This is a genomic window from Bacillus marasmi (assembly GCF_902168435.1).
Classification (GTDB): domain Bacteria; phylum Bacillota; class Bacilli; order Bacillales; family Cytobacillaceae; genus Bacillus_BU; species Bacillus_BU marasmi.
Genome location: NZ_LR656178.1, coordinates 42,966 through 68,274, shown reverse-complemented (window position 1 = coordinate 68,274; position 25,309 = coordinate 42,966). Strand labels below are relative to the sequence as shown.

At 37.0% G+C, this 25,309-nt stretch carries 36 protein-coding genes; 13 read left to right on the top strand and 23 right to left on the bottom strand.

Going from position 1 to position 25,309, the window contains the following annotated elements; genetic code table 11:
• Window positions 1–76: 76 nt before the first annotated feature.
• The 10 genes from FXW34_RS18365 to FXW34_RS18315 all read right to left on the bottom strand — a co-directional run bounded on the left by FXW34_RS18365 (window position 77) and on the right by FXW34_RS18315 (window position 7,960).
• Window positions 77–1,996 carry a heavy metal translocating P-type ATPase gene (locus FXW34_RS18365; protein WP_147535511.1) on the bottom strand — a complete coding sequence of 640 codons (1,920 nt, stop codon included), beginning with the start codon at window positions 1,994–1,996 and terminating at the stop codon, window positions 77–79.
• 375 nt (window positions 1,997–2,371) lie between these two features.
• On the bottom strand, window positions 2,372–2,737 hold the full coding sequence (locus FXW34_RS18360; protein WP_147535510.1) for an HIT family protein: 366 nt from the start codon (window positions 2,735–2,737) through the stop codon (window positions 2,372–2,374).
• Between the two features lie 128 nt (window positions 2,738–2,865).
• On the bottom strand, window positions 2,866–3,315 hold the full coding sequence (locus FXW34_RS18355; protein WP_147535509.1) for a DinB family protein: 450 nt from the start codon (window positions 3,313–3,315) through the stop codon (window positions 2,866–2,868).
• 80 nt (window positions 3,316–3,395) lie between these two features.
• A complete protein-coding gene (locus FXW34_RS18350; protein WP_147535508.1) occupies window positions 3,396–4,295 on the bottom strand; it encodes a TIGR01777 family oxidoreductase in 900 nt (299 codons plus the stop codon).
• 10 nt (window positions 4,296–4,305) lie between these two features.
• A complete protein-coding gene (locus tag FXW34_RS18345; RefSeq protein ID WP_147535507.1) occupies window positions 4,306–4,536 on the bottom strand; it encodes a tautomerase family protein in 231 nt (76 codons plus the stop codon).
• A gap of 118 nt (window positions 4,537–4,654) precedes the next feature.
• Complete coding sequence (locus tag FXW34_RS18340) at window positions 4,655–5,530, bottom strand: LysR family transcriptional regulator (RefSeq protein ID WP_147535506.1); 876 nt, start codon at window positions 5,528–5,530, stop codon at window positions 4,655–4,657.
• 102 nt (window positions 5,531–5,632) lie between these two features.
• Entirely contained in the window at window positions 5,633–6,337 is a 705-nt protein-coding gene (gene cuyB, locus FXW34_RS18335; RefSeq protein ID WP_147535505.1) for a cysteate racemase, read from the bottom strand.
• Window positions 6,338–6,504: 167 nt separating this feature from the next.
• Window positions 6,505–6,897, bottom strand: a complete 393-nt coding sequence (locus FXW34_RS18330) for a hypothetical protein (RefSeq protein ID WP_147535504.1) — start codon at window positions 6,895–6,897, stop codon at window positions 6,505–6,507.
• 351 nt (window positions 6,898–7,248) lie between these two features.
• Window positions 7,249–7,710, bottom strand: coding sequence for a DUF2085 domain-containing protein (locus tag FXW34_RS18320; protein WP_147535503.1), 462 nt, complete (start codon window positions 7,708–7,710; stop codon window positions 7,249–7,251).
• On the bottom strand, window positions 7,703–7,960 hold the full coding sequence (locus FXW34_RS18315; protein WP_147535502.1) for a hypothetical protein: 258 nt from the start codon (window positions 7,958–7,960) through the stop codon (window positions 7,703–7,705). Before FXW34_RS18315 ends, FXW34_RS18320 begins: the two co-directional genes overlap by 8 nt.
• Before the next feature lie 137 nt (window positions 7,961–8,097).
• Between FXW34_RS18315 and FXW34_RS18310 the strand changes: the two genes are divergently transcribed.
• Both FXW34_RS18310 and FXW34_RS18305 read left to right on the top strand, forming a co-directional pair.
• A complete protein-coding gene (locus tag FXW34_RS18310; protein WP_187119029.1) occupies window positions 8,098–8,523 on the top strand; it encodes an SRPBCC family protein in 426 nt (141 codons plus the stop codon).
• A 1-nt stretch (window position 8,524) separates the two neighbouring features.
• Entirely contained in the window at window positions 8,525–8,854 is a 330-nt protein-coding gene (locus FXW34_RS18305) for an ArsR/SmtB family transcription factor (protein WP_147535500.1), read from the top strand.
• Between the two features lie 28 nt (window positions 8,855–8,882).
• On the opposite strand, the gene FXW34_RS18300 is transcribed toward FXW34_RS18305, so the two are convergent.
• Complete coding sequence (locus FXW34_RS18300) at window positions 8,883–10,157, bottom strand: MFS transporter (protein WP_147535499.1); 1,275 nt, start codon at window positions 10,155–10,157, stop codon at window positions 8,883–8,885.
• A gap of 184 nt (window positions 10,158–10,341) precedes the next feature.
• Here FXW34_RS18300 and FXW34_RS23065 point away from each other — a divergent pair, with 184 nt between their 5' ends.
• The 5 genes from FXW34_RS23065 to FXW34_RS18285 all read left to right on the top strand — a co-directional run bounded on the left by FXW34_RS23065 (window position 10,342) and on the right by FXW34_RS18285 (window position 12,302).
• On the top strand, window positions 10,342–10,494 hold the full coding sequence (locus tag FXW34_RS23065) for a hypothetical protein (protein ID WP_187119024.1): 153 nt from the start codon (window positions 10,342–10,344) through the stop codon (window positions 10,492–10,494).
• Window positions 10,495–10,582: 88 nt separating this feature from the next.
• Complete coding sequence (locus FXW34_RS23060; RefSeq protein WP_187119023.1) at window positions 10,583–10,729, top strand: hypothetical protein; 147 nt, start codon at window positions 10,583–10,585, stop codon at window positions 10,727–10,729.
• A 334-nt stretch (window positions 10,730–11,063) separates the two neighbouring features.
• On the top strand, window positions 11,064–11,249 hold the full coding sequence (locus tag FXW34_RS18295; protein WP_147535498.1) for a hypothetical protein: 186 nt from the start codon (window positions 11,064–11,066) through the stop codon (window positions 11,247–11,249).
• 183 nt (window positions 11,250–11,432) lie between these two features.
• Window positions 11,433–11,603, top strand: coding sequence for an aspartyl-phosphate phosphatase Spo0E family protein (locus FXW34_RS18290; protein WP_147535497.1), 171 nt, complete (start codon window positions 11,433–11,435; stop codon window positions 11,601–11,603).
• A 135-nt stretch (window positions 11,604–11,738) separates the two neighbouring features.
• Entirely contained in the window at window positions 11,739–12,302 is a 564-nt protein-coding gene (locus FXW34_RS18285) for a YdcF family protein (RefSeq protein WP_147535496.1), read from the top strand.
• A 50-nt stretch (window positions 12,303–12,352) separates the two neighbouring features.
• On the opposite strand, the gene FXW34_RS18280 is transcribed toward FXW34_RS18285, so the two are convergent.
• The 6 genes from FXW34_RS18280 to FXW34_RS18255 all read right to left on the bottom strand — a co-directional run bounded on the left by FXW34_RS18280 (window position 12,353) and on the right by FXW34_RS18255 (window position 16,524).
• Window positions 12,353–12,982, bottom strand: a complete 630-nt coding sequence (locus tag FXW34_RS18280) for a C40 family peptidase (RefSeq protein ID WP_187119022.1) — start codon at window positions 12,980–12,982, stop codon at window positions 12,353–12,355.
• Between the two features lie 166 nt (window positions 12,983–13,148).
• Window positions 13,149–13,787: an HAD family hydrolase gene (locus tag FXW34_RS18275; RefSeq protein ID WP_147535495.1), complete on the bottom strand. Its 639-nt coding sequence runs from the start codon at window positions 13,785–13,787 to the stop codon at window positions 13,149–13,151.
• 153 nt (window positions 13,788–13,940) lie between these two features.
• Window positions 13,941–15,104 (bottom strand): cobalamin-independent methionine synthase II family protein, encoded by a 1,164-nt coding sequence (locus tag FXW34_RS18270; protein ID WP_147535494.1) that lies wholly within the window; start codon window positions 15,102–15,104, stop codon window positions 13,941–13,943.
• Window positions 15,105–15,122: 18 nt separating this feature from the next.
• The gene (locus FXW34_RS18265; RefSeq protein WP_147535493.1) at window positions 15,123–15,836 is read right to left on the bottom strand and encodes a sulfurtransferase TusA family protein; all 714 of its coding nucleotides are present in this window, start codon (window positions 15,834–15,836) and stop codon (window positions 15,123–15,125) included.
• 15 nt (window positions 15,837–15,851) lie between these two features.
• A complete protein-coding gene (locus FXW34_RS18260; protein WP_147535492.1) occupies window positions 15,852–16,214 on the bottom strand; it encodes a DsrE family protein in 363 nt (120 codons plus the stop codon).
• A gap of 70 nt (window positions 16,215–16,284) precedes the next feature.
• A complete protein-coding gene (locus tag FXW34_RS18255; RefSeq protein WP_147535491.1) occupies window positions 16,285–16,524 on the bottom strand; it encodes a sulfurtransferase TusA family protein in 240 nt (79 codons plus the stop codon).
• A 258-nt stretch (window positions 16,525–16,782) separates the two neighbouring features.
• Between FXW34_RS18255 and FXW34_RS18250 the strand changes: the two genes are divergently transcribed.
• The 4 genes from FXW34_RS18250 to FXW34_RS18235 all read left to right on the top strand — a co-directional run bounded on the left by FXW34_RS18250 (window position 16,783) and on the right by FXW34_RS18235 (window position 18,751).
• Window positions 16,783–17,109: a hypothetical protein gene (locus FXW34_RS18250; RefSeq protein WP_147535490.1), complete on the top strand. Its 327-nt coding sequence runs from the start codon at window positions 16,783–16,785 to the stop codon at window positions 17,107–17,109.
• A 59-nt stretch (window positions 17,110–17,168) separates the two neighbouring features.
• Complete coding sequence (locus FXW34_RS18245) at window positions 17,169–17,594, top strand: DUF2935 domain-containing protein (RefSeq protein ID WP_147535489.1); 426 nt, start codon at window positions 17,169–17,171, stop codon at window positions 17,592–17,594.
• A gap of 161 nt (window positions 17,595–17,755) precedes the next feature.
• On the top strand, window positions 17,756–18,010 hold the full coding sequence (locus FXW34_RS18240; RefSeq protein ID WP_147535488.1) for a hypothetical protein: 255 nt from the start codon (window positions 17,756–17,758) through the stop codon (window positions 18,008–18,010).
• 561 nt (window positions 18,011–18,571) lie between these two features.
• Complete coding sequence (locus FXW34_RS18235; protein WP_147535487.1) at window positions 18,572–18,751, top strand: H-type small acid-soluble spore protein; 180 nt, start codon at window positions 18,572–18,574, stop codon at window positions 18,749–18,751.
• A gap of 61 nt (window positions 18,752–18,812) precedes the next feature.
• Here FXW34_RS18235 and FXW34_RS18230 read toward each other — a convergent pair whose 3' ends face one another.
• The 6 genes from FXW34_RS18230 to FXW34_RS18205 form a co-directional block, all read right to left on the bottom strand.
• A complete protein-coding gene (locus tag FXW34_RS18230; protein WP_147535486.1) occupies window positions 18,813–19,004 on the bottom strand; it encodes a CooT family nickel-binding protein in 192 nt (63 codons plus the stop codon).
• 1 nt (window position 19,005) lies between these two features.
• Window positions 19,006–19,419, bottom strand: a complete 414-nt coding sequence (locus tag FXW34_RS18225) for a DUF3842 family protein (RefSeq protein ID WP_147535485.1) — start codon at window positions 19,417–19,419, stop codon at window positions 19,006–19,008.
• Window positions 19,420–19,526: 107 nt separating this feature from the next.
• Window positions 19,527–20,282 carry an energy-coupling factor ABC transporter ATP-binding protein gene (locus FXW34_RS18220; RefSeq protein WP_147535484.1) on the bottom strand — a complete coding sequence of 252 codons (756 nt, stop codon included), beginning with the start codon at window positions 20,280–20,282 and terminating at the stop codon, window positions 19,527–19,529.
• A 5-nt stretch (window positions 20,283–20,287) separates the two neighbouring features.
• Window positions 20,288–21,094, bottom strand: coding sequence for a cobalt ECF transporter T component CbiQ (gene cbiQ, locus FXW34_RS18215; RefSeq protein WP_147535483.1), 807 nt, complete (start codon window positions 21,092–21,094; stop codon window positions 20,288–20,290).
• Window positions 21,095–21,132: 38 nt separating this feature from the next.
• Entirely contained in the window at window positions 21,133–22,179 is a 1,047-nt protein-coding gene (locus FXW34_RS18210) for an energy-coupling factor ABC transporter permease (protein ID WP_147535482.1), read from the bottom strand.
• A 410-nt stretch (window positions 22,180–22,589) separates the two neighbouring features.
• A complete protein-coding gene (locus tag FXW34_RS18205; protein ID WP_147535481.1) occupies window positions 22,590–23,075 on the bottom strand; it encodes a GNAT family N-acetyltransferase in 486 nt (161 codons plus the stop codon).
• A gap of 340 nt (window positions 23,076–23,415) precedes the next feature.
• On the opposite strand from FXW34_RS18205, the gene FXW34_RS18200 reads away from it, so the two are divergent.
• Together FXW34_RS18200 and FXW34_RS18195 are read left to right on the top strand one after the other, a co-directional pair.
• Window positions 23,416–24,774: an arsenic transporter gene (locus FXW34_RS18200; protein ID WP_147535480.1), complete on the top strand. Its 1,359-nt coding sequence runs from the start codon at window positions 23,416–23,418 to the stop codon at window positions 24,772–24,774.
• A 134-nt stretch (window positions 24,775–24,908) separates the two neighbouring features.
• Window positions 24,909–25,304 carry a secondary thiamine-phosphate synthase enzyme YjbQ gene (locus tag FXW34_RS18195; protein ID WP_147535479.1) on the top strand — a complete coding sequence of 132 codons (396 nt, stop codon included), beginning with the start codon at window positions 24,909–24,911 and terminating at the stop codon, window positions 25,302–25,304.
• The last annotated feature ends 5 nt before the right edge of the window (window positions 25,305–25,309 follow it).

Here is a 25,309-nt window from a genome sequence, read left to right as displayed (position 1 = left end):
AAAATCGTCATTAATGTTTGAACATATTTACGTTAAAATGCCATAAAAATACAACAGCATTTCTGCTGTTGCAATTTTAGGAACGTAAAAGCCTTAATCCATTCAATATGACTAATATCGTACTGCCCTCATGTCCGAGTACCCCAAATGGAAGTGCAAGAGATTGTAAAAAATTAGATATTATTAGCAACATGATGACAGCAATCGAAAAAATTACATTTTGTTTGATGATCATATTCATCCGTTTCGAAAGCTTTACAGCTTCCGCAATTTTTGGAAGGTCATTTTTCATTAGCACAACATCAGCAGTTTCTAGCGCGACATCTGTACCTTCTCCCATCGCAATACCAACCGTAGCCGTAGCTAGAGCAGGAGCATCATTAATTCCATCCCCAACCATCGCAACTGTACGATAGTCACTTTTTAGCTTTTTCATTTCCTCTACCTTCGTTTCAGGTAAACATTCGGATATGAAATGATCAATTCCAGCTTGTTCTGCTATGGCTGTCGCCGTTTTGTTACTATCGCCCGTTAGCATGACCGTATGAATGCCTTCAGCTTTTAAAGAACGGATTGCTTGTAGTGCTTCATCCCGTACACAATCCGACAAGGTAATTAGACCGGCAATACCCTTATCATCTCTTGCATAAACGATGGTTTTTCCCTGTTGGGCAAGCGTTAATGCAATACTATTCTGAAATTGTTCAGCTTCCTCGCGTCCTACAAAATCAGCCTTACCCACCTTCCAGTGAACATTATCTATTGTTGCTTGCACACCATAACCGGCAAGGTCCTCCATGTATTCAGGTTTTAATAGTACTCTTTGATGATTTTGATTTGCAAAACGGACTATTGCAGTTGCAAGAGGGTGAGTTGAATACTTTTCTATTGAGGCCACATGTAATAAAAACTGATCTAAGCTTAAATCCTGGCGTACTACCACGTCTGCCACCTCGGGTTTACCCCTCGTCAATGTCCCTGTTTTATCAAAAGCTATTGCTTGAAGATTACCGAGATTTTCTAAATGAACGCCCCCCTTAAATAAAATTCCGTGCCGCGCCCCATTAGAAATTGCAGATAAGGTTGCAGGCATAATCGCTGCAACAAGAGCACATGGTGAAGCAACTACCAATAAAATCATTGCCCGATAGATGGTTTCTGTCCAGCTCCAATCCAAAGCATAATGTGGCACAAACATCATCAGACCAACAGCAATTAACACTGTTTTTACATACTTACCTTCAAATTGCTCAATAAACTGCTGTGAAGGAGATTTTTCACTTTGAGCAGACTGAACGAGCGTGATGATTTTTTGAAATAAAGTTTCACCGCTTGGCTTTGTCATTTCAATGATAATTGTTCCTCGAAGATTCACCGTGCCTGCAAAAACCTCATCAGTAATCGTTTTGCTAACAGGCATTGATTCTCCAGTTATGGCTGCCTCATCTAGGTTCGTTTGCCCTTCAATAATTCTTCCATCAGTCGGTACCCTTTCACCAGGCTTAATTAAGATTTTGTCACCTACACATAAATGTTTAATTGGAACCATTTCCTCAACACCATCGATGATACGAACCGCTGCTTCTGGCTGTAGATCCATTAAGGCTGAAATTTCCTTCTGACTTTTATTCATTGTATAGGTTTCGAGTGCCCCACTTAATGCAAAAATGAATATCAGTATTGCTCCTTCGTTCCAATATCCTATGAATGCAGAACCAAGTGCTGCAAGTATCATCAGCATTTCAACATTAAGTTCTTTGTTGGCAATAGTGTCTTCAATGCCTTCTTTAGCCTTCGAGTACCCCCCGATGACATAAGAGGCAATATAAATGATAATTGCAGCAGTTTGCAACTCGTATTTCATAAGAATCCAGCCTGCAATAATAAGGATTCCACTGAATAAAGCAGCAAATAATTCAACATGTGGTTTAAATTTTTCAAAGAGTGGTGCTTCAATATTTACTGGCCGCTCAATCGTTTTTGCCTCAGCAAGCATATAATTCCCTCCGATTTCTTTTCTAATCAACAAATCATTCTCAATAAAACAATATAATTGAGAATGATATTCGACATCATTATTTTAAGATAGCAACAAACTCAATTAAATAAAGCTCTTATATACCGTTGTTTTTAAGGTTAAACCTATGATAACACAGGATTTCTAAAAAATAAATAGTAATTATTTTAAATTAATAATTATTATTGATAATGATTTTCATAATCAACACGTTTATAGAAGTTTTGAATTAGTTTATGGAGAAAACGGAGTGTAGGTCACTTTTTTCCTATAAAACGAAAATAGAGAGATTCATTTATCAGTGGGGTATGAAAATAATAAAAAGTGAGTGGAAACGAGTTCCCTCACTTTTTATTAATAAATTCTCTTTTCAGGAATTACACCTCTTACTCCTCCTCGTGGATTAGCGATATCATTTGTGAAACGTGGAATTAAGTGAACGTGGACATGAAAGATAGTTTGTCCGGCAGCTTCCCCACAATTAATGCCTATATTATAACCTTGTGGCGCATATGTTTTTTCAAGGACATGTCTACCATCCTCTAATAATTCATTCATAGCTAACCGCTCTTCATTACTTGTTTCAAAATAACTGCTCACATGCCTCTTAGGAATAATCAAGAGGTGTCCCTCATTTACAGGGTATTGATCATATATTGCAAAAGCTAATTCGTTTTCAATAATTTTTTCAATCTTTTCACAACAAAAAGGACATGACATTTTTCAAATCACCTTAATTTCTATTAGTATTCCATTCCCCTATACATAGATATTTTGTCTAGTTTGTTTACAAAATCCACTTAATTGCTATTTTTTCATCACAATATAAAGATGTTTAGAAAAAATAATTATCTAGTATAAGTGATGAAATCGATATTGACTGGCTCTAATCCATTATCTCTTAGTTGCTGATTAATCTGACCACGATGATATTGTCCATGCAGGGCAACATGGGTCAAAACTTCTCTTATTGAATTTTGAAATTCTGTTCCTTTGCTATTTTTATAAATAATTAAGTTTTCGAGGTTATTTTTTTGATGATTGCTAAGCAAGTTTGAATAATCTTCATTATTTTCTTTAACAAGTTTCTCGCAGTCAGCCATATTGAAATTAGGCCAAATTTGGATGGCCTGACTATCCATTCCTTTTAATCTCGTTAGCCAAACCTTTTCTGCCATTAACAGATGAGAAAATAGCCGAATAAACCCTTTATTGTCTTTGTTATTGGTTTTCATGACATCAAGAATTCTTTCGTTTGCCCAAGCCATATGCTCAAACATCGTCTTAATCGTTTCCATCTGAAACCCTCCTATGAAAAAAATTATTCAATAAAAAAGAGGTGGTAATTATCATAATCAACCGTACTTATCCAGATTAGCTATTTTAGAAGGTCCATAAGTGCGCAACTAAGGTTAGGGAATTGATATCGAAAGCCTTGGTTTACCAGTACATTTGGAATCACTTTCTGACCTTCAAGCACAAGCGCACTTTTTTTACCTAGTACTAGCTTCATCACTAAAGCAGGTACTGGTAGCCAATGCGGACGATGTGTAACTGCAGCGATTGATCGACCAAAATCGTCCATCAAAACTGGGTTAGGTGCAGTGACATTCACAGGACCACGAATATGTTGATTTTCAATGCAGAAGTCAATTGCCCTTACTACATCCTCTACATGTACCCAGGAAACCCATTGTTTACCCGAACCAACGGGACCACCAACAAACAGTTTATATGGGAGAGCCATTAGTGGCAGTGCACCACCTTCATTACCTAATACGACTCCAAATCGCATAAAAACTGGTCGAGTTCCATATTCAGCAACTGTACCCGCTTTATTTTCCCAGTCACCGACAGTGCGACTGAGAAAATCATTGGCAACCTCTTTTGAGTTTTCTGTATAAATGTTGGTTTCTGATGGAGGGAAAATTCCTATTGCGCTAGCATTTATCAAAACAGATGGTTTTTCATCCAATGCAGCTATTATCCGTAGAAGTTCATCTGTAGCTGTCATTCTGCTTTCATATATTTCCTTCTGATGCTTTTCGGTCCAACGTCCGGCATTTATCGATACTCCTGCTAAATTAATGAAGACATCTACAGACTTCAATAATTTTTCGGGTTTTGCTTCATCTACTAACCATTTAATATGCGAAATAGCCCCAGTAATAGTTTCGGCTTTTCTAGATAAAACGATAACATCATGGCCCTTTTCGTAAAGGTATTGTGTTAACTTTTTTCCGATAAAACCAGAGCCTCCAGCTATGACTATCCTCATTTTCCACGCCTCAATTCTGAGCTTTTTCTGTGGCGAGTTGTCCAAATCCATCACCAAATTTTATTGAATGAAGCTGACCATTAGACGCCCAGTTCTCACGTTCGTATTCTTCAAATAGGATTGTGACCCATTCCGGTTTCACTCCTAATGTTTTAACAGCTTCTTTTGTCACTTTCTCCACAAATTGCTGCTTTTGTTCCACGCTTCTTCCTTTAGCCATCTTTATTGTAATAACTGGCATTGAAATCACCTCCATAATGTATGTAAATACAATTCTGTAACAATCAAGAGAATCCTTTTTTAGAACATAAAAAAGGAAACCCATTTTCACTGGATTTCCCATTCCTTCATTCCTTGCACTATTGCTTATCAAACATTTTATTTTTAAAGTAATCCATAAAAACATCTTTCGGTTTATTTTTTTGATAGATTAAGTCAATGCTAATATTTGTTTGAATGGGTGGAGTCATTTCCACTCTATAAAGCTGATTGTTATCCACTTCTTTTTTTACACAATGTTCAGGTAAAAAACTTATACCTAAGCCACGCATCACCAAATTTTTAGCTGTCTCCATATGGTCAACTTCTAAATAAATGTTGGGTTTTAAATCTTTACTTTGAAACAGACGATGTATCATAAGCCAATCAATTGATCCATAATCAAAAAAGATTAAAGGTTGTTCACATATATCTTCCACCGTAACCATTTCATTTATTAATAATGGATGATTGGACGGCACGAATAAACTAATTGGGTCATGATAAAGACAAATAGAGTCTACTTTAGGATGGGTTTCTGTTCTGATAATACCAAAATGAACTTCATTCGAAATGACCTTTTGTAAAATATCTTTAGAATGTCCAGTTATGATTTTGATTTTCACATCTTTAAACGCTTTTTTAAAATCTGGCAAAATATCAGGGAGAACATTATTGGATATAGATAAAGCACAACCTAGGACGAGTTCATAGGGACCAGTAACTTGGTGTAAGCCGTACTTTGCTTCCTGATAAGATAGTAAGATTTTTTGGGCATGTGGAAAGAAATATTCGCCTTTCTCGGTTAAGGAAATTTTGTTTCCCTTCCGATTAAACAGCATTAAATCCATTTCACGTTCTAGAGATTGAATTCGTGCAGTCACAGAGGGTTGCGTTAAATAAAGAGCCTCCGCTGCCTTATTAAAACTGCCAAGCTGGCAAACATAGATGAAGGCTTCTATATTTTCTATATTCATATCTTCTTTCTCCCAATCAAAGTTGTTAGTATATTGGTATAATAACGGAACATCTATACATTCTACCACTAAACCATGAAAGACGTCGTATTTCGGATTAATTTACACTGTTGCATATAATGATTCAGCCTCACAGGCTTTTTCTATAATTGTTTTCGCTAAAATTTCTGTTGGGTCAATGATAAAAACATTTCGTGTAGATTTTAGTACAATTGGAATCTCTGTGCATCCAGCAATAATAGCTTCAGCTCCACTTTCCATCAACGCATTCGCCACATTTGATAGAAGATGGCGCCCTTTCTCTAAATCGCTCTCTTTGATTGCGTATATCCCATCCATTACGTTTTGCTGCATGTGTTCGTTTGGCTCAATGACATCAATACCATAGGTTTGGCAATACCTTTGGTATAAGTATGTATTGATGGTCCCATCGGTAGCTAACAATCCCACCCTTTTTAAACCATTTTTATGTAAAAATAAAGCAGTTTCTGATGGCATATGTAAAATAGGAATAGTAACAGCATTAGTGATAATATCGTAGTAATAATGAGCTGTATTACACGCCATTACGAGAAAACTTGCACCCGCGTTCTCTAGCCGTTGAGCAGCTTCTATCATATATGGCGTAGGATCTGTCCCTTTCCCCATAATAGCCGTAGTTCGATCGGGTATTTGTGCATAATTGTCGACAATAACATGAATATGATCTTGATCTTTTTTTGCGGGTGTGTAAAAAATAATTTTATTCATTAAATCGACAGTAGCTAATGGTCCCATTCCACCAATAATTCCAACTATTTTCTCCATACTATCACCGCTTCATTATAATATTTAAATATTGCTTCTTATTAAATTATAATTTTTTAAAACGGTGTCAGGTTATAGAAAGATTCTATACACCAATACAAATGTTATATCGAAATAATAATGGTTATAATAACGGTTAACAATAAATCGTTAATAGTATCATTGTTTCATTGAATCTTTATCATTTTAATTAGTCTCATCTTTTCAGCTTGATTTCCCTTTTCAACCCAAACAATGAAAAAGGTCAAATTCTCATTTCTATCAAAATAACCACAATCATCTGTGCATTCATATATGATTTGTCCATTGATGAGTTCTGATTCATAAAGTCCTTCAAAAAATGGAGTTATTTGATAATCCTTCACTTGAATCGATTTTTCTCCTTTATAATGAATTTTTATCGTATAACTACCGTTTAAACCAGTTAATTTTGATTGTACCTTGACTTGCCAATCTTGGTCTTCACCGAAATAGGTAGCGGTTCTTGTCCGGAAAACAACAAAATATAGAGAAATCACGATTATTAATAAGGTAAGAGTTCGATAATATTTCCGATTCATAAAAAATGCACCTCTGTATAAGAGATGCATCAAGGTAGCAAATTATGTAAATTAATATCCGTTTCAATTCTTCTCAACCTTAGTTTTTAACATGTATTAAAGGGTAATCTTGATGGCGCATAATCAATAAATTTGCATATAGTATCACAACAACGAATTTGAAGGTGTATGCTATGCGGAGGTTTACGAATAGAACGCAAATGGTACCAATCATCGGCCAAGCTTGGACCGGGAAGCATGTGGTTATTATCCAATGTTCATCAACCAATCAATTCCTGCAACTCTTCAAAAGTAAACATGCACCTATTGAACCAACCCATCCAAACTGTGCCGAAACCCTTTCACAACTACTTAGTATCGGATATCGAATCCAAGCAATAACCCCAATTGGACCAAATCAAATCCAATACACTTTATCACTGTAAAGCATTGGGGGACTGTCCCCCAGTGCTTTAACGCGTTAGTTTGGATGATAATGAATAGTATGCGACTAATATAAATAATCAACATTGATTGACCAATTCCACACAACAGTCCTGTCCAAAATCGCAAAAAATTATTACTCATATGTATACCCATTCTTTGGGCTGTCCCATCAATCATCATCGGGAAGTTAAGTGCCATGCCCAACCACAATGGAAAAGAATAATCATAAACTAACAATACCGGCAAAAATACATAGCCAATTAGTATTGCCATACACCGATAGCATAACGGGAATTGCCTCCCACTAATCACCAATGATCGTTCTTTTATACGGTGGCATGGCACATATTTCAACGAGATTATTTCCATGACCATTTCTTTAATCACAGTTAGGTCCTCCACAATCGCAATCTGATTTACAGTCCGGATCACAATCACAATCCGGCAATGCGCAATCTACGCAGTCCCAATTTCGAAAATGATTTTTCCGTTTTTGAGCATAATACGCCAAAGTAAAAATCAAACTGACTGCACTTGCAACAATAAAAATCGTTCCATACAAATCATTTCCAGCCGAAAGTAAATACCCACCTGTAACCCCAAGAATAAGTGTAAATGTAAGCATTAGAAAAAACATAATCACCACATCCGAATTATTATTTTTCAACAATTCTATTATATGATGATGATTTTCAAAACTTGACATGAAACCAAACGGTTTTATATATTAGAATAAGAAACCGAATGGTTTCGTAAATTAGGTTGAAAGTGGGAATATCTATGGAAAACACACTACAAGATATTAAGCAAACCGTAATCATTAACGCTCCTATTGAAAAAGTTTGGGAAAAGGTGTCAACAGCAGACGGGATTGGTGCATGGTTTATGCCAAATGATTTCAAACCAGAGCTCGGTCACAAATTTCATTTGCAATCACCTTTTGGACCATCACCATGTAAAGTCATCGAATTGGAACCCCCTCATCGCCTTTCCTTTACATGGGATACTGATGGTTGGGTTTTGACCTTTATACTAAAAGAATCAGGAGACCAAACAGAATTCACTGTCATTCATGGCGGTTGGAAGCATGCGGATGAAGTGGTTGGTAAAGCTGGCGAAAAGTCCTCTGTTATCCGTGATCGTATGAACCAAGGCTGGATTGGCATCGTCGAAAACCTCCGTCAACAAATGGTGAGTTAGTATGGACTCAGCAGCCAAAAAACATGATGTGTTTCAGGCCATTGCTGATCCAACCAGACGTGAGGTATTACGCATTTTATCTGAACAAGAACTACCGATATCAGAAATCACCTCACATTTCACTATAAGCAGGACCGCAATCGCTAAGCATTTGCAAATTCTTACAGAAGCCAATTTAGTAACCGGAAGGAAATCTGGTCGGGAAAAAATCTTTCACCTCCATCCAGAACCATTGACAGAAGTAAAACAGTGGCTTGCTTACTATGAACAATTTTGGAGCAACAAGCTGTCCATGTTGAAACATATTGTTGAAAACGACGAAAAACGCTAGGGTCCTATAACCTAGCGTTTTTTGACTATTATTCTCTAGTCTCAATTGCATGTTCTCCATTGATCCCCTCTTCTCGCGTTCTGAAAAGAGGTATTAACAACAACGTCCCGATTAAGAAAAGAACGCTTGACAGCAAATAGACTCCGAATAGCGTTAATGGAACTTTTACGACACCAGATAAACTCATTCCAACAACCATCATTCCCATGAACAGTGGATTGAGGACACCATTGACACGACCAACAAAATTTTCATCAGAATTTTTCAATATCAATGTGTTTATTCCAATATGAATACACGGGAAGAAAAAGCCGTTAAATACCTGTAGCACAATCGTGAGAGTGACACTTGTCGACCAACCAATTCCAATCGTACCAATCATATTAGCTAATATCCCAATTGAAAGGAGCATTTGTGGTGACACTTTCCTAGAGATCGCCATGATGGCACCGCCACCAACCAGCATTCCTACACCATTGGCAACCAACAACCACTGTAGAAACTCCTTCGTCATTCCGAGATTTTCAATCGCAACAAATATTCCGAGCGGCTGAATTAACCCGACTGCTAATCCCGTTACAACGAACATGCCACCCATTACTTTCAATACTGTCTTAGACATTACATAGCGAAAGCCATCAATCAATTCCTTCTTGAAGTTGTTTTCTCCTTTTTCTGCCTTCTCTAAATCTTTTGGTAGTCTTGTTAAAACTGAAGCAGATAGAAAGAACATCACGCCCATAACAGCAATCGATACATTAATACCAAACTTCTGATACACAAACGTACCAATCATCGGACCAACTACCATGAATATTGCCATTAAAGATTGGAACATGGCCATAACCGACTGGAGCTGCTCCCCTGGAACATGTTGTTTGAACAATCTCATCGCTGATGGCATCGAAAACTGCGACAACACAGCTGACAGGAACGTTGCAAAGAAAATAGCATGCCAGGTTCCATACATAAGCGTAAGTAGTACCGCAAAAACGGAAATTCCAGAAAGAACATCACACCAAACCATCGTTAGCTTTGGCTTCCACCTATCAGCAAAGGTCCCACCTATAAATGAAAAAATAAAGATTGGTGCAAACTCGGCAACTGAGATGAGGGACACATACAACGGATCATTGTTTGTTATGTCTGTGACATACAGAAGAATTGCAAAATTTCTTACCCATATTCCTAGCTGTAGCAAGAAATTGGAGGACATTATTGCCAGAACAATTTTATTAGAAAATATACTCTTTGATTGCTGTTCTGGAGATTGAGGAAACCCTTGATTTTGAGACATTTCCATTCGCATCACCCTTTCCATAACCTCTATCTTCTTAGGATTAAAATCAGAAGTCAAGAAAAGAATGAGCTATTGTTTAAAAATCTTGGTATTACCTAATATTCCCTATATATTTACGAAAGCTTTACATCGTCTAAAAACTAATTTCACAGATAACTTGTATGATGTAAATAAGGGAGGAATTAACATGACAATTAATGATAAAGTGCTGTATCTAGGTAAAATTTATAAAGTCATTTATGACTACCAAAACGGACAATATGAAATTATGAAGGACGATCTGTTGAAACAAGTCCACTTAGTAAAAAAAGAACAGCTTAGTCCGGTTCAATTACATTAATTGGACCTTTTTTTTGCCTTACCTCCTGATTGATTCCTTTATTATTGGAAAAACTACCATATAAATCGTCTCATAAGGTGGTGTAAAATTGAAAAACGATCATACGAAAGATACAGACATTAACCAAACAGGTACTGATGAATGGGGTCCTATTCAGAATATTTCTTACAATGAAAAAACCGGTCTTCCTGCAGAACCAACATCTTCTCAAATCCAAGCTAACATAAAACAATAAAAAGGTGCTACCATTCTTTGTGAAAAATAACAAAGGATGGTAGCATCTTTTTTTATTCAAACATCACATTGAGGATAGAATTTAGATAAAGATTTTAAAGAAAATTTTTTCTCCAATAGTGTAACAAAACAAATCGTGCAATTATTCACAAATTTCTGCATCTACTTTTGTCGCATTATGCTATAAAAACTAATAATATCACTATTCATATAATTATATGAAGATAAATGTTGAGAAGTTTTCCATGTTTAAGGCAGGAAAAAACCACTTTCTTACCAAAATATTATAATAGTTGAAAAATTGGTCAATGATAGATAGAAAGGTGGTAAAAAACGTGGCTACAGAGTTATCTCTAAAACAAATCGTTGAAGGGATTCCTAGTTCCTTACTAAGTGCATCGGACCGAGATTTGGAAGGTTTTCAAAAAATCATTGAAGAAACGATCAAATTAAGAGAATCTCATCGCAACTTACAAAAGATGATAAGAAATTTCTCTGCATCCACGATCAAATCCTCTTAGAAATGTATCCATTTGTAATTTTCGGGAGGGTATTTCTACCTTCCCTTTCGTTTTTATGCGTCGATTAACAACATCAGCACAGTATTAATGTTCAAATAATTGTCAGAAATCTACTCCAGATTTCTTTCATTCATAATGTAAAATTAAGTTAAAATATTCACATATTGAAAAGAGGTTTAGATTATGGAAGGCTTACTAACAGCTTCTAAAGTTGAACTCGAGAATAAAATTGAATTCTTAAAAAATTACATGATTGATACTGGTATGAGGCTAGGGCTATCTAATGATAAAACTGTCGCTATCAGCCAGGAATTAGATACATTAATTTTTAAATATCAGCATTTAAAAAACTAAAAAAGGCGATTACCGGGAAAGTAATCGCTTACCTCATACTCAAAGATTCATGTAAACTATAGTCTATGTTAAACTTATTATAATCTTAAGTTTAATAGAATGGGTGACGAGTCTTTGAGCAAAAGTAGGTATAGAATGATGATAAAAATAATAATCGGTTTTTCACTACTATATTTAGTTTATCTTCAATATAAAATATATTTGCATAGCGAGGTTAAACCGAGCAAAAATGCCGATTATCTGATTATTCTCGGGGCTCGAGTACACGGTACTACTCCTTCCCTAACACTCCAAGAGCGGATTAATACTGCCGCGGAGTACTTAAAAGAGAACAAATCTACCCTAGCTATCGCATCTGGCGGGCAAGGTCCTGATGAAAAGATCTCAGAAGCGGAAGCTATAAAAAGAGAACTAATCAAACAAGGAATACATACATCCCGGATCATTTTAGAAGACCGTTCTACTGACACTTACCAAAATCTTAAATATTCGAAAAAACTACTTCCAGGTGACGCAAATAATGGACTTATCGTAACAAACGAATTCCATCTTTATCGCTCGATTATGATTGCAAAAGATGAGAATTTATTTGTTTCAGGACTACCGGCAAAAACACCACTAATTGCGGTACCAAAATCCTATAGTCGTGAATACTTAGCAATCACCAAATATTACCTTAAATCATTGTTTGGAAAATAAAGACGTCTTTCTGTTCCAAATCTAGTTTGGAGCTGAAAGACGTTTTATGATTAACTCGCAGATTTTACACGCCTATGAGGAAGTGAATTTAGGATAGTTCTATGATTGCGTTCAAAAAATGATTCTTTACGATACATGTGAATTTGCGGAATGATCGTTTGCTGTTTCAGTAAATACGTACGGAGTTGTCCCGCATATACGAGTTGAGTAGCTTCATTTTCTGCAAAATCGCTAGGCTCTACCAATCCAGCTGGCTTATTTTTAAGAGAAATACCACCCTTTTGTAAAATAGTTGCAACAAATTGTGAGCAAAAGAAGGCGTTTTTACGTCGAATCTCTTTATTGAACATAACTCCAAAAAGTCCAATGAAATTATATCTGTATTCTTGTTTATGATTTTCAATTTGTTTTAAGCATTGGTGCATCTTCCTAAACTCTGTTGGAGAAACTCTATATCGGTAAATAGCACATGTTGCGTTGCGGAACAACTTCCCGTTTAAATCCTCTTGAACAAATCCTCCCACAAGTGGATTATTGGGATGTTTTCTTCCAAAGCTATAAGTCTCCTTTAAATCCTTCGTAAAGGAAATCGATGCATGATTTAATGGGCGCCTTGTAAAACATTTAATTAATTTTGTCAGCCATGACCCTGTATCGGTAAGAACGATATAAACTTCCATAACTTCTCCCCTCCTCATGAACACGCTGTTGTGGTCATTCTGAGTTTTCCGTATCATCTCTTCTAAGTTAATTGTATAATAGTTTTGCATTTTCTTAAACAACCCAAAGCATGATTTCACTATAAGACTTAAGACTGAGAAGTCCTCAGAACGAAGGAGGAGGCCTTTATATTAACTTCAACACATCATGAATTGACTTTACTATATTTTTTGCTTCAGAAAGATTCATATTTCCTGATTCGGGATTTGTAAAACCAATTGTCTTCATACCTGCCGTGTTACCCGCTTTTACACCGTTTTCAGAGTCCTCTAATACGAGACAGGATCCAGGATTAATACCCAATCTCCGTGCTACTTCTAAATAAATATCAGGAGCGGGCTTACCTTCTTTAATATCATCGCCACTGACTATCTCTTCAAAAAAATGAGTAATCTCAAACTTATTTAATACTGCCTCAATAAAGGGTTTTGAGGATGAAGATGCCAGTGCGATTCGATACCGGAGCTTACTTAAGTGTTCTAATAAATCCTTAATACCTTCAATCGGTTCTATGTCATGCGTGTCAATATACTGAACCTTTCTTTGTTCTGCAACATTTAATATCACATTGACATCTACCTTAAAGTTACGTTCAGCGATTATTGACTCCCACATATCTCGAGAACGCATTCCAACATATTTTTCCAAGTTATCATCTTCGAGTTCTATCCCCTGTTCAGCAGCCACTGACAACTCAATTTTTTCGTGCATCGGCTCACTATTGATAATAACTCCATCCATATCAAATATAAATGCCTTGTCCATTTGGAGCTCCTTTTGTTAATGTGAAATGAATTGTGCACCATATAAACTATTATAATAAAAAATCATCATGATACCACCAATTCCAAAACGAAAAGCTTATCTGAAAAGTGACAGATAAGCTTTATTATCAATATTGTTGCTAAATTACTATTATCAATCCATTTCCCTAAGTATCTTCGCCGCCTCAGCTATTGCTGTTAATTTTTCATAAGCAATTTGGTCGCTGTTCATAGGACGCTGGGCAAATGTTCCAAACCCACAATCTGGATTTAAGAAAATCTTCTCATCAGGAAGATATTTGCGAAGTTCCTGAACTCGATCGATAATTTGTACTACTGTTTCGACTGTTTCAGTCCTTGGATTGACAACCCCAAAACCAAGTTCTTTTCCTTCGATGTCTTTGATGGCATCTAATTCTCCAGCGCGAGGTGTCGCATATTCTAATGTCAGCTGATCAACCTTTACATTTTTAAAATAAGGAATGAGTGGATAATATGGTCCGCGCAAAAGGATTTCATCTTGAGTACTCCAGTTACCACGGCATACATGAACTGCAATTCTCGTTCCCCTGCCGAGCATACCCTCTGTCACCTGGTTCATTAATTGTAAGGCAAAAGCAATCTCCTCCTCAGCATCTGCTTTTGCTGTCAATGCACCACACATAAAGGTGCGGTTTGCATTTTTCTTTGTAAATACTACTTCCGTGAGCACCGGTTCATCGAATTGAACAAATTCAACTCCAGCAGTGATTAAATCTTCTAATTCCTCACGTAAAATCTTAACGATGTCTACCGCCAAATCCTCTTTCGTTGGATACACATCTGTCGATAAACCTTCAATCCACATTGATCTAGCTAATAAATATGGACCGGGAATGGCTACTTTCACCGCTTTATCTGTATGCTTTTTTAAAAATAAAAAATCATTGAGTACAAGTGGTTTTTTACGGCTAATTTTCCCTATTGCAGCTGGGTTGGACATAGAAAATGCCGGTACATCAAGTGTACCAAGAATTTCCTCAAAGCTTGCTTTATCCTCAACATAATCAAGTAACTCAGAGACGCTTAGCATTCTCACATTGTCTAAATGCTCAGCAACAAAGGAAATATAATTATCCCGACGTTGTTCACCATCCGATACAAAGTCAATTCCTGCTTCTTCCTGCCACTTCAAGATTTGAAGCGAGGCTTTCTCGGTAATAGCTTGGAATTCTTCTTCATTAATCCGACCTGCGCGCTTATCACGTAAAGCACGCAGCACTTCCTTTGATCTAGGCCAGCTTCCCATAACAGCTGTCGGGAATTTTGGTATTGTCATAGTTCAAACTACCCCCAATTAATACACAATTGAAAATTGTATATCGATTTTTACTGATTGTTTAAGGGTTTGATAGATTGGCGATCGCTCGAGGGTGTTTTTCCAGAGTTTTTCTAGCTCCTCTTCATCCCCAGGTGAAGAAACGTAGAACGTTCCTTTGATTTCCTTAATTCTTGGACTACCTGCATCCTCAAGCTCCATATGAAATAACACATTTTCGAGGCCAGCTTTTAAGGTAACCTCTGTATGGTCAATTTCAATATTTCGTTTTGAGGCTTGTGCTTTAAATCCTACCGTCAAGCATCCAGCAAGTGAGCCGAGCAAATAATCAATTGCACTAGGTGCATTTACTTTTGGACTAAAATCTGCTGGTTGTCCAACTACAAATGTATGATTACGAGAGTGTATCTTGGCTGATAAATCTCGATCACCTTGGACTCGAACGCTCCATTGATACCCTTTTGCGGCCTCTAATTCCTGTTGTAGTTCTTTGTGGGTGGAGCCCTTCTTAACAAAATATCGTGTTGTATTTTCCCCCGGCTCAGAGCCAAGGAATTGATGATCCACCATTCTACACCAAGCTGGCAAGTCATCTGCAACCGTGCGCTCACGGCTCCGTATCTCTAAAACATCACCGCCTGAGAGTGGATCCATTGCCTTTTTAATGATTAACAATAGTCCTGAGCCACAATCTAAATCTCCACCATCACAAACTGCCAGTGGATTGTACATTTATATCACCACTTATCAATAAGTAATCGATGCTGCGCCTTGGCTTAGGAATTCAACAACCTTAGCCCCTCCAACGATTGTTGCACCGTCTATTAAATTCTCTTCATCTAAATTACGCTTTTTAAAGCAAGGACTACACACCCAAATCGTACCGCCAGCTTCTACAAATTGCCCCATTAGTTGCGCTAACGGTGCGAAGCCTTCTTCGTGAATGTCATCAGCATAACCTTTTGAAGCTAAATATGCGCCTTCAACATTAAGAAATACCACTGTTTCTTGTCCTGAAGCAACTGCTGCATTGGCAACCACGAAACCTACAGTTGCCTTATCAGCATCGTTTTTTGCGTTTGTTAAGCTTACTAAAAATTTTCCAGCCATTATAAAATTCCTCCTAAAAGTTATTTGCATCCCGGTTATTCCGGTGAAAAGATTTATGTAAAAGGCTTGATTAGCCTTTTTCAATAAAATAGTGACTCACTTTCCCTACATCATGACGGGCTAATAACGGGTTGTTCTGCATCCGGCACCATGCAGGAAGATCCTCCCTTGCACCGGGATCATACGAGACCACCTCAATGATTTGTCCTTTTTCCATTTTCTTCATGGTTAAAAATAGATTCATAATTAATTCCCCACAACCTGTTGGACCGGCATCATAGGTAATATCAGGTTTGTATTGAAATGTCATCGGATTCTCCCTCCAATAAAAAGTATCGTCCTCCATCAAATTGCTTTCCAATATTTTACTACGTTGAACAAATATCCATACTCTAATATTATAAATCTTAGTTATTTCAATATAAATTCACTTTATCGATTCTATTAATCACTTTGTATCTATTTTTTCGATACCAAACAACTTTATGTGGTTATTTATCTCTCATAGTACAAAATATGTTCCAGTATATTAATAATAAATGTTATCTAACGAAGGAAGGGATTGGCGATGAAAGTTAGAATACATCGGTGTAATTGCAGAAAAATCTGGGCCATCCAAACTAGAAAAGTAAAACAAACAGCAAACTCTGTTCTCCTCATTGACCAGTGGAACACGGAATTAAAGCCTGATCGAAGAGTGAATCCAAAGGGGTTTGTTACGACTAAAGATTGTAATAGCATTGTCCTTAACCCAGCAAACGAATTGCTCGAAAATTATATTAAAATAACAAAATTAGTATTTAACAAAGAGGAAGTAAGCTTTAATTTTACAAATGGAAGGAATTTATTTTTTTCTGAAGATGGGGCGTGTTATTTGCTTTCCAAGATTACTTAGTTCTGCACAAGCATCTCCTGGAATAAAAATGGAATAAGAAATGCTTTTGGAGGTGCTTTATGCAGTTTTATTACGGAAATCAGATGCCGTTACGTGTACTAGATGAGGCGGAGTTTTGGAAGAACCAAGAATCGGAGCATACAGTCGTGATTCGAGAGCTTGTAACTGGGTTAGAACAGGAATTTGTTGATGCACTAGCAAAATGGGAGCTTGATTTTTCTGAAACTCATCAGAGAGTGGTTCGCTATATTGAGACTGTTAATCGTTCAGCTGGACAAGTAAGCCCCTCCCTTTATCAAGATATTTTGCAACTCATTACTTTTTGTTTGCAGCAAAGTGAACGATTCACAGAGTTTTGCCGGATGTTGATGAAGGATAGTGTCCCTATTAGTACTAACCCAACGGCAAAAACTGTTTTGAACCATATCATCGTTGAATCAGAATATTTTATTGGTATCGCGCAAACGATTTTGTATCAAAGATAAATTGTTGTCATTAATACCAATTTAAATCTTTCAAACGTAGGCCTATTCCCGTAATTAAGCGGAAGGCCTGCGTTTTTTTATTCAAACATAAATAATAATAGCGCTTTGGTTGTTTTTGTATTATTCTAAATATTAGGATAAATATTATTAGGGAGGAAATAATGAAAAAATTAATCTATTTTTTATTTGGCAAACCATTTAAAAAAGAAAATACATTTCTATCAAAATACTTTAGATTTGCCTATTGGGGTATGATTGCTTTTTACGTATTCTCCCTTATTATACTGGGACTAGCGGCTGTTTATAATCCGAATACAATCATTAATCTTATTATTTGGGCTATTTTCATCCCTGCAATATTCCGATTGACCTACAGTCTGGTTGGGAAAGTGAATAACCTTGAAAAAGATGCATAAACTTGAGGCTGGGACATAAGTATTTCAGCTAAACAAAAAATTGAACTATTAGGAAATTCTAAGTTTGGAATTCCTAATAGTTCGATTTTTTTCCTTTTTATAATAGCCACTACCCTGAAATAAATGCGGATCACACATTGATGTGCAAATTTTTTTGCCTGTGGGTCTGTTAAGCTGAATTTTGATTTCCTTGTGTTTGAAAATAAGCGGACGAATTCCGTTTATTTTGGGAAATCCCCATATTTCCCTAAGAATAACGGGAGTTTTTCCGCTTATTTCATAAAAATCACTTGATTTCGTCTTTGTGGGAGTAGTTAAGAGGAAATTCTCCTCTTATTTCAACTCAATCAGCCCCTATTACATACAATAAGGGGAGATTCTCCGCCTATTTTCTCATAACTACATGAAAATCAATACTGAACTATATTCTTTCTAAAATAAAGCAGACAGTTTAGTTCTATCCCAACTTACAAATCTAAATTTAATTAATTATGGATTAATGAATACACCGACAAATAAGAGGTACATTATATTTGTCATGATGAAAAAGGAGGCTGCAGTATGAATGTTCAACGAGCGAAGGAGATTTGTGAGTTACCAGAGTTAGTGAAGGTATCTTTGAATGGTGTACCGATTTATATTCAACATGTTGATGACAGAAGTGAAACAGCCAGAATCTATCCATTAAATGACCCACAAAATGAGCAAGAGGTTTCTTTCGATAGTCTACGCGAGCATTGACAGACAAAAATATAGAAAAATGGCCACGAGAGTTTAAAAAAACCACGTGGCCATCATTTTATTATCTTTCCTCAAGCACTATTCGATGCTCTACTAGAGCCATTTCTTTAATACTTGCTTTAATATATTTTCTTTGGCTAAATATATTTTCAAGGAGTAAGCCTTCCTCAGTTGGAATCACTTTATCAACCGATTCCAACAATAGCTTTTCATTCCCATCCTTATCAAGGACATACACGTTTGCTTCACACATTTTAATCACCTCTATGAGCTTTTACAATATCAACAGCATCATCAATATAATGTGGCAGCGGCTTGTTTTCAATGCCGGTAACAAACAGATTGCAGCGATTTAAGGGAATTAGCACTTTTTTAGCAGGACTTTCTGCAATCGCGCTCGCCATTTTTGGTGTCAGTTCACCAAGAAACGCATTGGTGCTAATGATGCCAATTGTGCCGAGAATAATATCCACTTTCGGAGCATTGTAAACAATCGCGTTTTCACCAGTAGCTCCTTCGTTTGCACCCGCCTTTAACATAAGCGAAGTTGCAACAGAATTCGTGCCAAGAGCAACAATTTCGATCGAATCATCAAAATGCTGGCGAAATTTTGCGACAATTGCCTTTCCAATTCCTCCACCTTGTCCATCTATCACAGCAATTCTCATCCTAACCCTCCACTCTAATAAGCTCACCTCTATTATACATATAAATGGAACTTATTAGGGCTCGACGCCCTGAAAACTGGAGGATTGTCATTGTTTTTACAAAATTATTATTTTGAAGCTCCGCATGCAGGACAATTTTGCAATGCGAGCGGTACCTCAAGTCCACAAGTATCAAGCAATTCTGCATCGCTCAATATATCGAACGTCTTGCCATCAGCTGCTACCTTCCCATCCTTTATCACTATCACCCGATTACACGTGTCCAAAACCATATCCAAATCATGACTTGTAATAATTTTCGTATGCTCAAATGAATTTAACAAGTTGATGAGCCGCCTACGTGATTTCGGATCAAGCGCCGAAGATGGTTCATCCATTATCAAAATATCCGGTTCCATTGAAAGAACTGTTGCAATTGCCGCAGCTCGCTTCTCTCCTCCTGATAATTTAAACGGTGCACGCTCACGCAAATGTGGAATCCCAACCAAATCTAAAGCTTTCATAACACGATTTTCAACTTCAGCTTCAGTGAGTTGATTATTTCTTGGACCAAATGCCACATCATCATAAACAGACGTCATAAACAACTGATCATCAGGGTCCTGAAACACCATCCCAAGGCGCTGTCGAATCATCGGCAGCGTTTTCTTCGTTATTTGAACATCACCGACCAACACCTGACCGCTTTCGGGAAAATGAACACCCATCAACAGCATCAATAGTGTTGATTTCCCAGCACCATTTGCTCCGATTATTCCAACTGCCTCGCCGTGATAAATTGAAAATGACATATCCTTCACCGCTTCGTGCCCATCCGGATAACGAAATTGTACGTTCTTAACTTCAAGTTTATGATGACTCATCTATTTCACCATCCCCGCGCAAACAATGAACCAAGCAACATTGGTAAATTGTATAGTCTTGCTAAAATAAACATAAAACTCCAGCCTGCCAAATATGTAAAATCTTTCTTTTCAAGCCTCATTGTTTTACCTGAGTAATACTCACCTGAAAATCCACGCAGATTCATTGCCTGATATACTCGCTGGGCACGGTCAAATGTCCGTAAAATTAACTGCCCAGCAAACGGTCCCCATGCTTGTCTTTGGATTCCTTTTTGTTTAGGTGCTCTCAATGAGTATGCACGCAGCATTCTAGCAACCTCTTCAATCAAAACTGATATATATCGATACGTTAAAAGGAGCTGAAGTACAAAGATTTTTGGAACTTTCAGCATTCTTAACGCAGAGGCAAGTTGGTCCATACCAGTTGTAGCAATGAGCAAAATACTAACTGTCACCGTTAGTAGGCCTTTAATACAAAGCGACAAGAATGTGAACCAACCGTTTGATATTTCCCTTCCAAAAAATAAAACTGTTTCCTGGTCAAACACCGGGTTGAGAATTCCAATCCCAATTATAAACGGCGCTACAAATAGAACCCGCTTTAAAATCGGAACCACAGGGATCTCACCGAGCGCAAAGATGATAATTGGATAAAAGAAAAATGGTAGCAACCTCGCAATCTCTGCTTTTTGAAACGAAACCACCATCACTAGAAAGAACAAGGTGGTTAACACCTTCACGAGTGGATGAATCCGGTGAATTGTACTATCTTGCTTTGCTAAATCATCCAATAGTCGTAGGTTATATACAGTATTTTTGATATTTTCCATTTTTCATCAATCCTAATAAAAGATTCAACAGTAGAAACTTATTGTATTGTACTTTTTTTCTTCTTTTTTACAATATTAATAATAAATCCTATTATGACAGCTAACCCAAGAGTTAATGTTCCGCCAACCACACCAGAAAGACTTGTTCCTCCACTAACAGAAGGCCATGACTCATTTTCATCCACAGCAACGTCTTCACTTTTGCTTTTCTTCAAACTGTAATCAGGTAGGATTGCTGTTTTACCTTGTAGTTCAGAAAGCGTCTTGTAAATAGAACCATTTGCCTCAATCTCAGCACTACCTGCCGTTTTTTCGATTGACCATTCCAAGCCATCAGGATTTGCTGATGCAAACCAAGATACGCCTCCACCAACAAGGGCTGTTGTAAAGAGCAGACTAATCAATACTTTCTTCATCGGTATATTACCAAGTACTCGCCCGGAGCCAACTTTTTCTAATATTTCAGGACGTGCTTTCCAAACAAAGGTAACAACCGCTGCCGTAACTAACGCTTCAACAATTCCAATTGCTAGATGAATCGGCTGCATCAGAAAAAGAAAAGTTTGAAAAGGCAGCTCTGTTTTTCCAGATAAAAGCGTCTGAAAAACAACACTTAACGAACCTAACTGAAGTCCAACGATTGCTGAGATAATGGTTCCCCAGAGGATTCGTTTTGAGGTTATTTCTTTTTGCGTAAACCATTTATATATGAGTGGATATGTAAAAAAACAAGTATAGAAACCTAAATTAAAGACATTTGAGCCAAATGCGAGCAAACCACCATCGCCGAAAAATAATGCTTGAATTAGTAGAATGGATGCCATTGTCAAAAAACCGGCATATGGTCCAAGCAGTATAGCCAACAGCATCCCACCACCGATATGACCACTTGATCCAGTACCTGGAATCGTAAAATTAATCATTTGCGCTGCAAATACAAATGCGCCAACTACACCCATTAATGGTATTTTCGAATCATCCATATCCTTTTGCACTTTTTTAATAGAATAAGCTGCAACCCCAGTTGTAACAGCAAGCATTGTGCCACCAACCGTAGGTGAAAGTAGCGCATCAGCCATATGCATAGTATCTAAACCTCCTCAAAAATAATAAACCCAAAAAAAGGTAAGCTTGTAAACTTAGCCCCTTCATGGGTTTATTTTGAATTGAATTGATTTTCTTTGCAGGAACCTTCATGATTCCTATAGGATGTATTAATCATAGCATAATTAATGTGATTATCGAATGAACATTACTATCTATAAGGAAGTAATAAAACAAAAAATGACAAAATTGTGAACTTAAACTTTTTCGATAGAGAAAACGAGGTCTCATGACATTATGGGTGACAAACACTTCAATATCTTGAGGTGTTTTGTTACCAATAGCACTTCTTGATAACAATTATCTATGAAATACGGAACATTTTGTTACCAATATCCCTTATTGATGACAGTTCTCCACATATTTGGGAGGATTTTGTCACCAATTAATTCTAAAGTGCTTTACTCATATTATACCAAACCACTCCCCCATGCTCGGAATTTGAAACTCCATGATTTTGATAACCGCGTTCTTCATAGAAATGAATCAAATTTTCCTTGCAAGTTAGTGTGATTGTCGTGCGTCTTTTGGCGCTGGCTACTTGCTCAAAGTAATTTAATAGTGCTGAAGCAATTCCCCGTTTTTGAAAATCAGGATGAACGGCAAGTCCAAGTACACTTTGATGTCCCCCAGATGGTGGATTTTCTTTGATTTCAGCAAATAGATCATCCGTTATGAAAGGTGTCCCTATAACGGGACCATTTATGAGCCCTACCACCTGTCCATCCACTTCAGCCACAAAAAAACTATCTGCTATGTTTGTGATTCTTTGTTCAAACGCTTCCTTTGTTGCGGCCTCTTCGATTGTAAATCCTGAACTTTCAATTTCTAAAAGTTGATCCAAATCAATTGGTATAACTGTCCTTATTTTCACCATTGATATATGTTCCTCCGTTAGAATTCTTTTACATAATTATAATTGATTCCGTTAATGGATTTTAATGTAAATTAGAAATTTCTATAAAATCAATATTGTGTGTTGGTTGTCTCTTCGATTAGCTACTCTAGGTATATGTATCTCCTCCTCCCCTACCCAAGTCCTCTATCTATTAGCTCCTATCACACCAAGGCATGTATCTCTATTAGACAAACATACATATTAGACAAATATAGACAATAATCTATCTCCAAAATAATGTGGACGAATATATATATTAGCAAACGGACATGTAGTGGCAAGTAGCTCCATGCCGAATAACCAGGAAAGGAGGGGGAAAATGACATTTCAGATAGGAATCACAATTGTTGTATTCCTAGCAACGATGTCTGTTATCTTTTGGAGACCAAAAGGAATCAACGAAGCTTACCCAGCAGCAGTCGGAGCCACAATCATTTACCTATTTGGAATCGTGACTAACAGAGACGTATTATATATATTTGATAAAATCGGTGGAGCATCAATTACAATTATTGCGACGATTGTGATGGCAGTAATCCTTGAAAGCTTTGGCTTTTTCCACTGGTCGGCTGCCAATCTAGCTCGCATAGCGAAGGGTTCTGGGTATCGCCTTTATTGGTACATCCAGCTGCTCTGCTTTTTAATGACACTATTATTCAATAATGATGGGAGCATATTAATCACAACACCAATTCTTATTCTGCTATTAAAAAATCTCCGGCTTAAACTTCACCAGCAAATTCCATATTTATTAAGCGGTGCGTTAATAGCTACTGCCTCTAGTGCTCCAATCGGTGTCAGTAATATTGTCAACTTAATCTCTTTAAACATTATCGAAATGTCCCTCTATCGCTATACCGAAATGATGTTCGTACCAGCCACACTTGGCTTAATCTTTATGTCCGTGCTGATGTTCTTCGTGGTAAAAAAGAAGCTCCCCCAAAAATTACCAGATATTTTTTATGATATAGAGGAAAGCTTTTTTTCATCACATTTCCACCCTTTAAAAGATGGGGCGGTTTCTGCAGAAATAAAGAAGAAACGTTCACAATTTATGCTAAAAATCATTCTGTTCGTTCTACTCATTCGTTGTCTGTTATTCGTCGCTTCATTTCTATCCATTCCCATTTCAACTGTTGCTGTTAGCGGGTCCATTATTTTACTGTTCTGGCGTTGGTATAAGCTCCGTATTACCCCAACAGATATAATAAAAAAAATCCCGTGGCATATACTCGTTTTTGCTTTTTCAATGTACGTAATCATATACGGACTCCACAATATAGGTCTCACTGAACTCCTTATCAAATACTGTGAACCAATAGTAAGTAAAGGATTAATGTATGCTAGCTTTGTCATGGGGGGATTAGTGTCCGTTTTATCGAATTTCTTTAACAATCATCCTGCCTTAATGATAGGAACGATGACATTAACAGAAATGGGTCTAGACACCATAACCTTGCAAACCATCTATCTTGCGAATATCATTGGCAGCGACCTCGGTTCACTACTCCTACCGATAGGAACACTTGCATCGCTAATATGGATGCACATATTAAAACAATACCATATCAAAATAACTTGGAAGGATTATCTTAGTGTTTCAATAATCGTTATACCAATTAGCACCTTTGTCACCTTACTGTTCCTGTATTATTGGGTGCAAATCTTCTTTAGATAAACAATATTTTATTAATGAATATACTAAGATCAAAAAATATGACCTCGGAATTTGACCGAGGTCTATTCATCTTTCTTCTTTCTGCATTCCCCAGCCAACATATGCTAAAATATTTTCAAAAAAGGAAGATGAAAATGCTCAAAAAATTCTCGATAAAAACGACAAAAAGAGATCAAATGATAGAAATAACCCGTCAAGTAGAAGAATTCATCTATGAAAACAATTTAATGGATGGTGCTCTTATTGTATACTGCCCCCACACAACCGCAGGAATCACCATAAACGAAAATGCGGATCCTGATGTTAAAACTGATATGATACGTCGCTTTGATGAGCTGTTTCCATGGCATCTTGAGCAAGACCGCCATATGGAAGGTAATACTGCCGCACATATGAAAGCCTGCACAGTTGGCGCTTCACAGCATATCATCGTAACGGATGGACAACTACTGCTCGGCACTTGGCAAGGTATTTATTTTTGTGAGTTTGACGGTCCGCGCACAAGATCCTTTTATGTGAAAATGGTTTAAGTAGC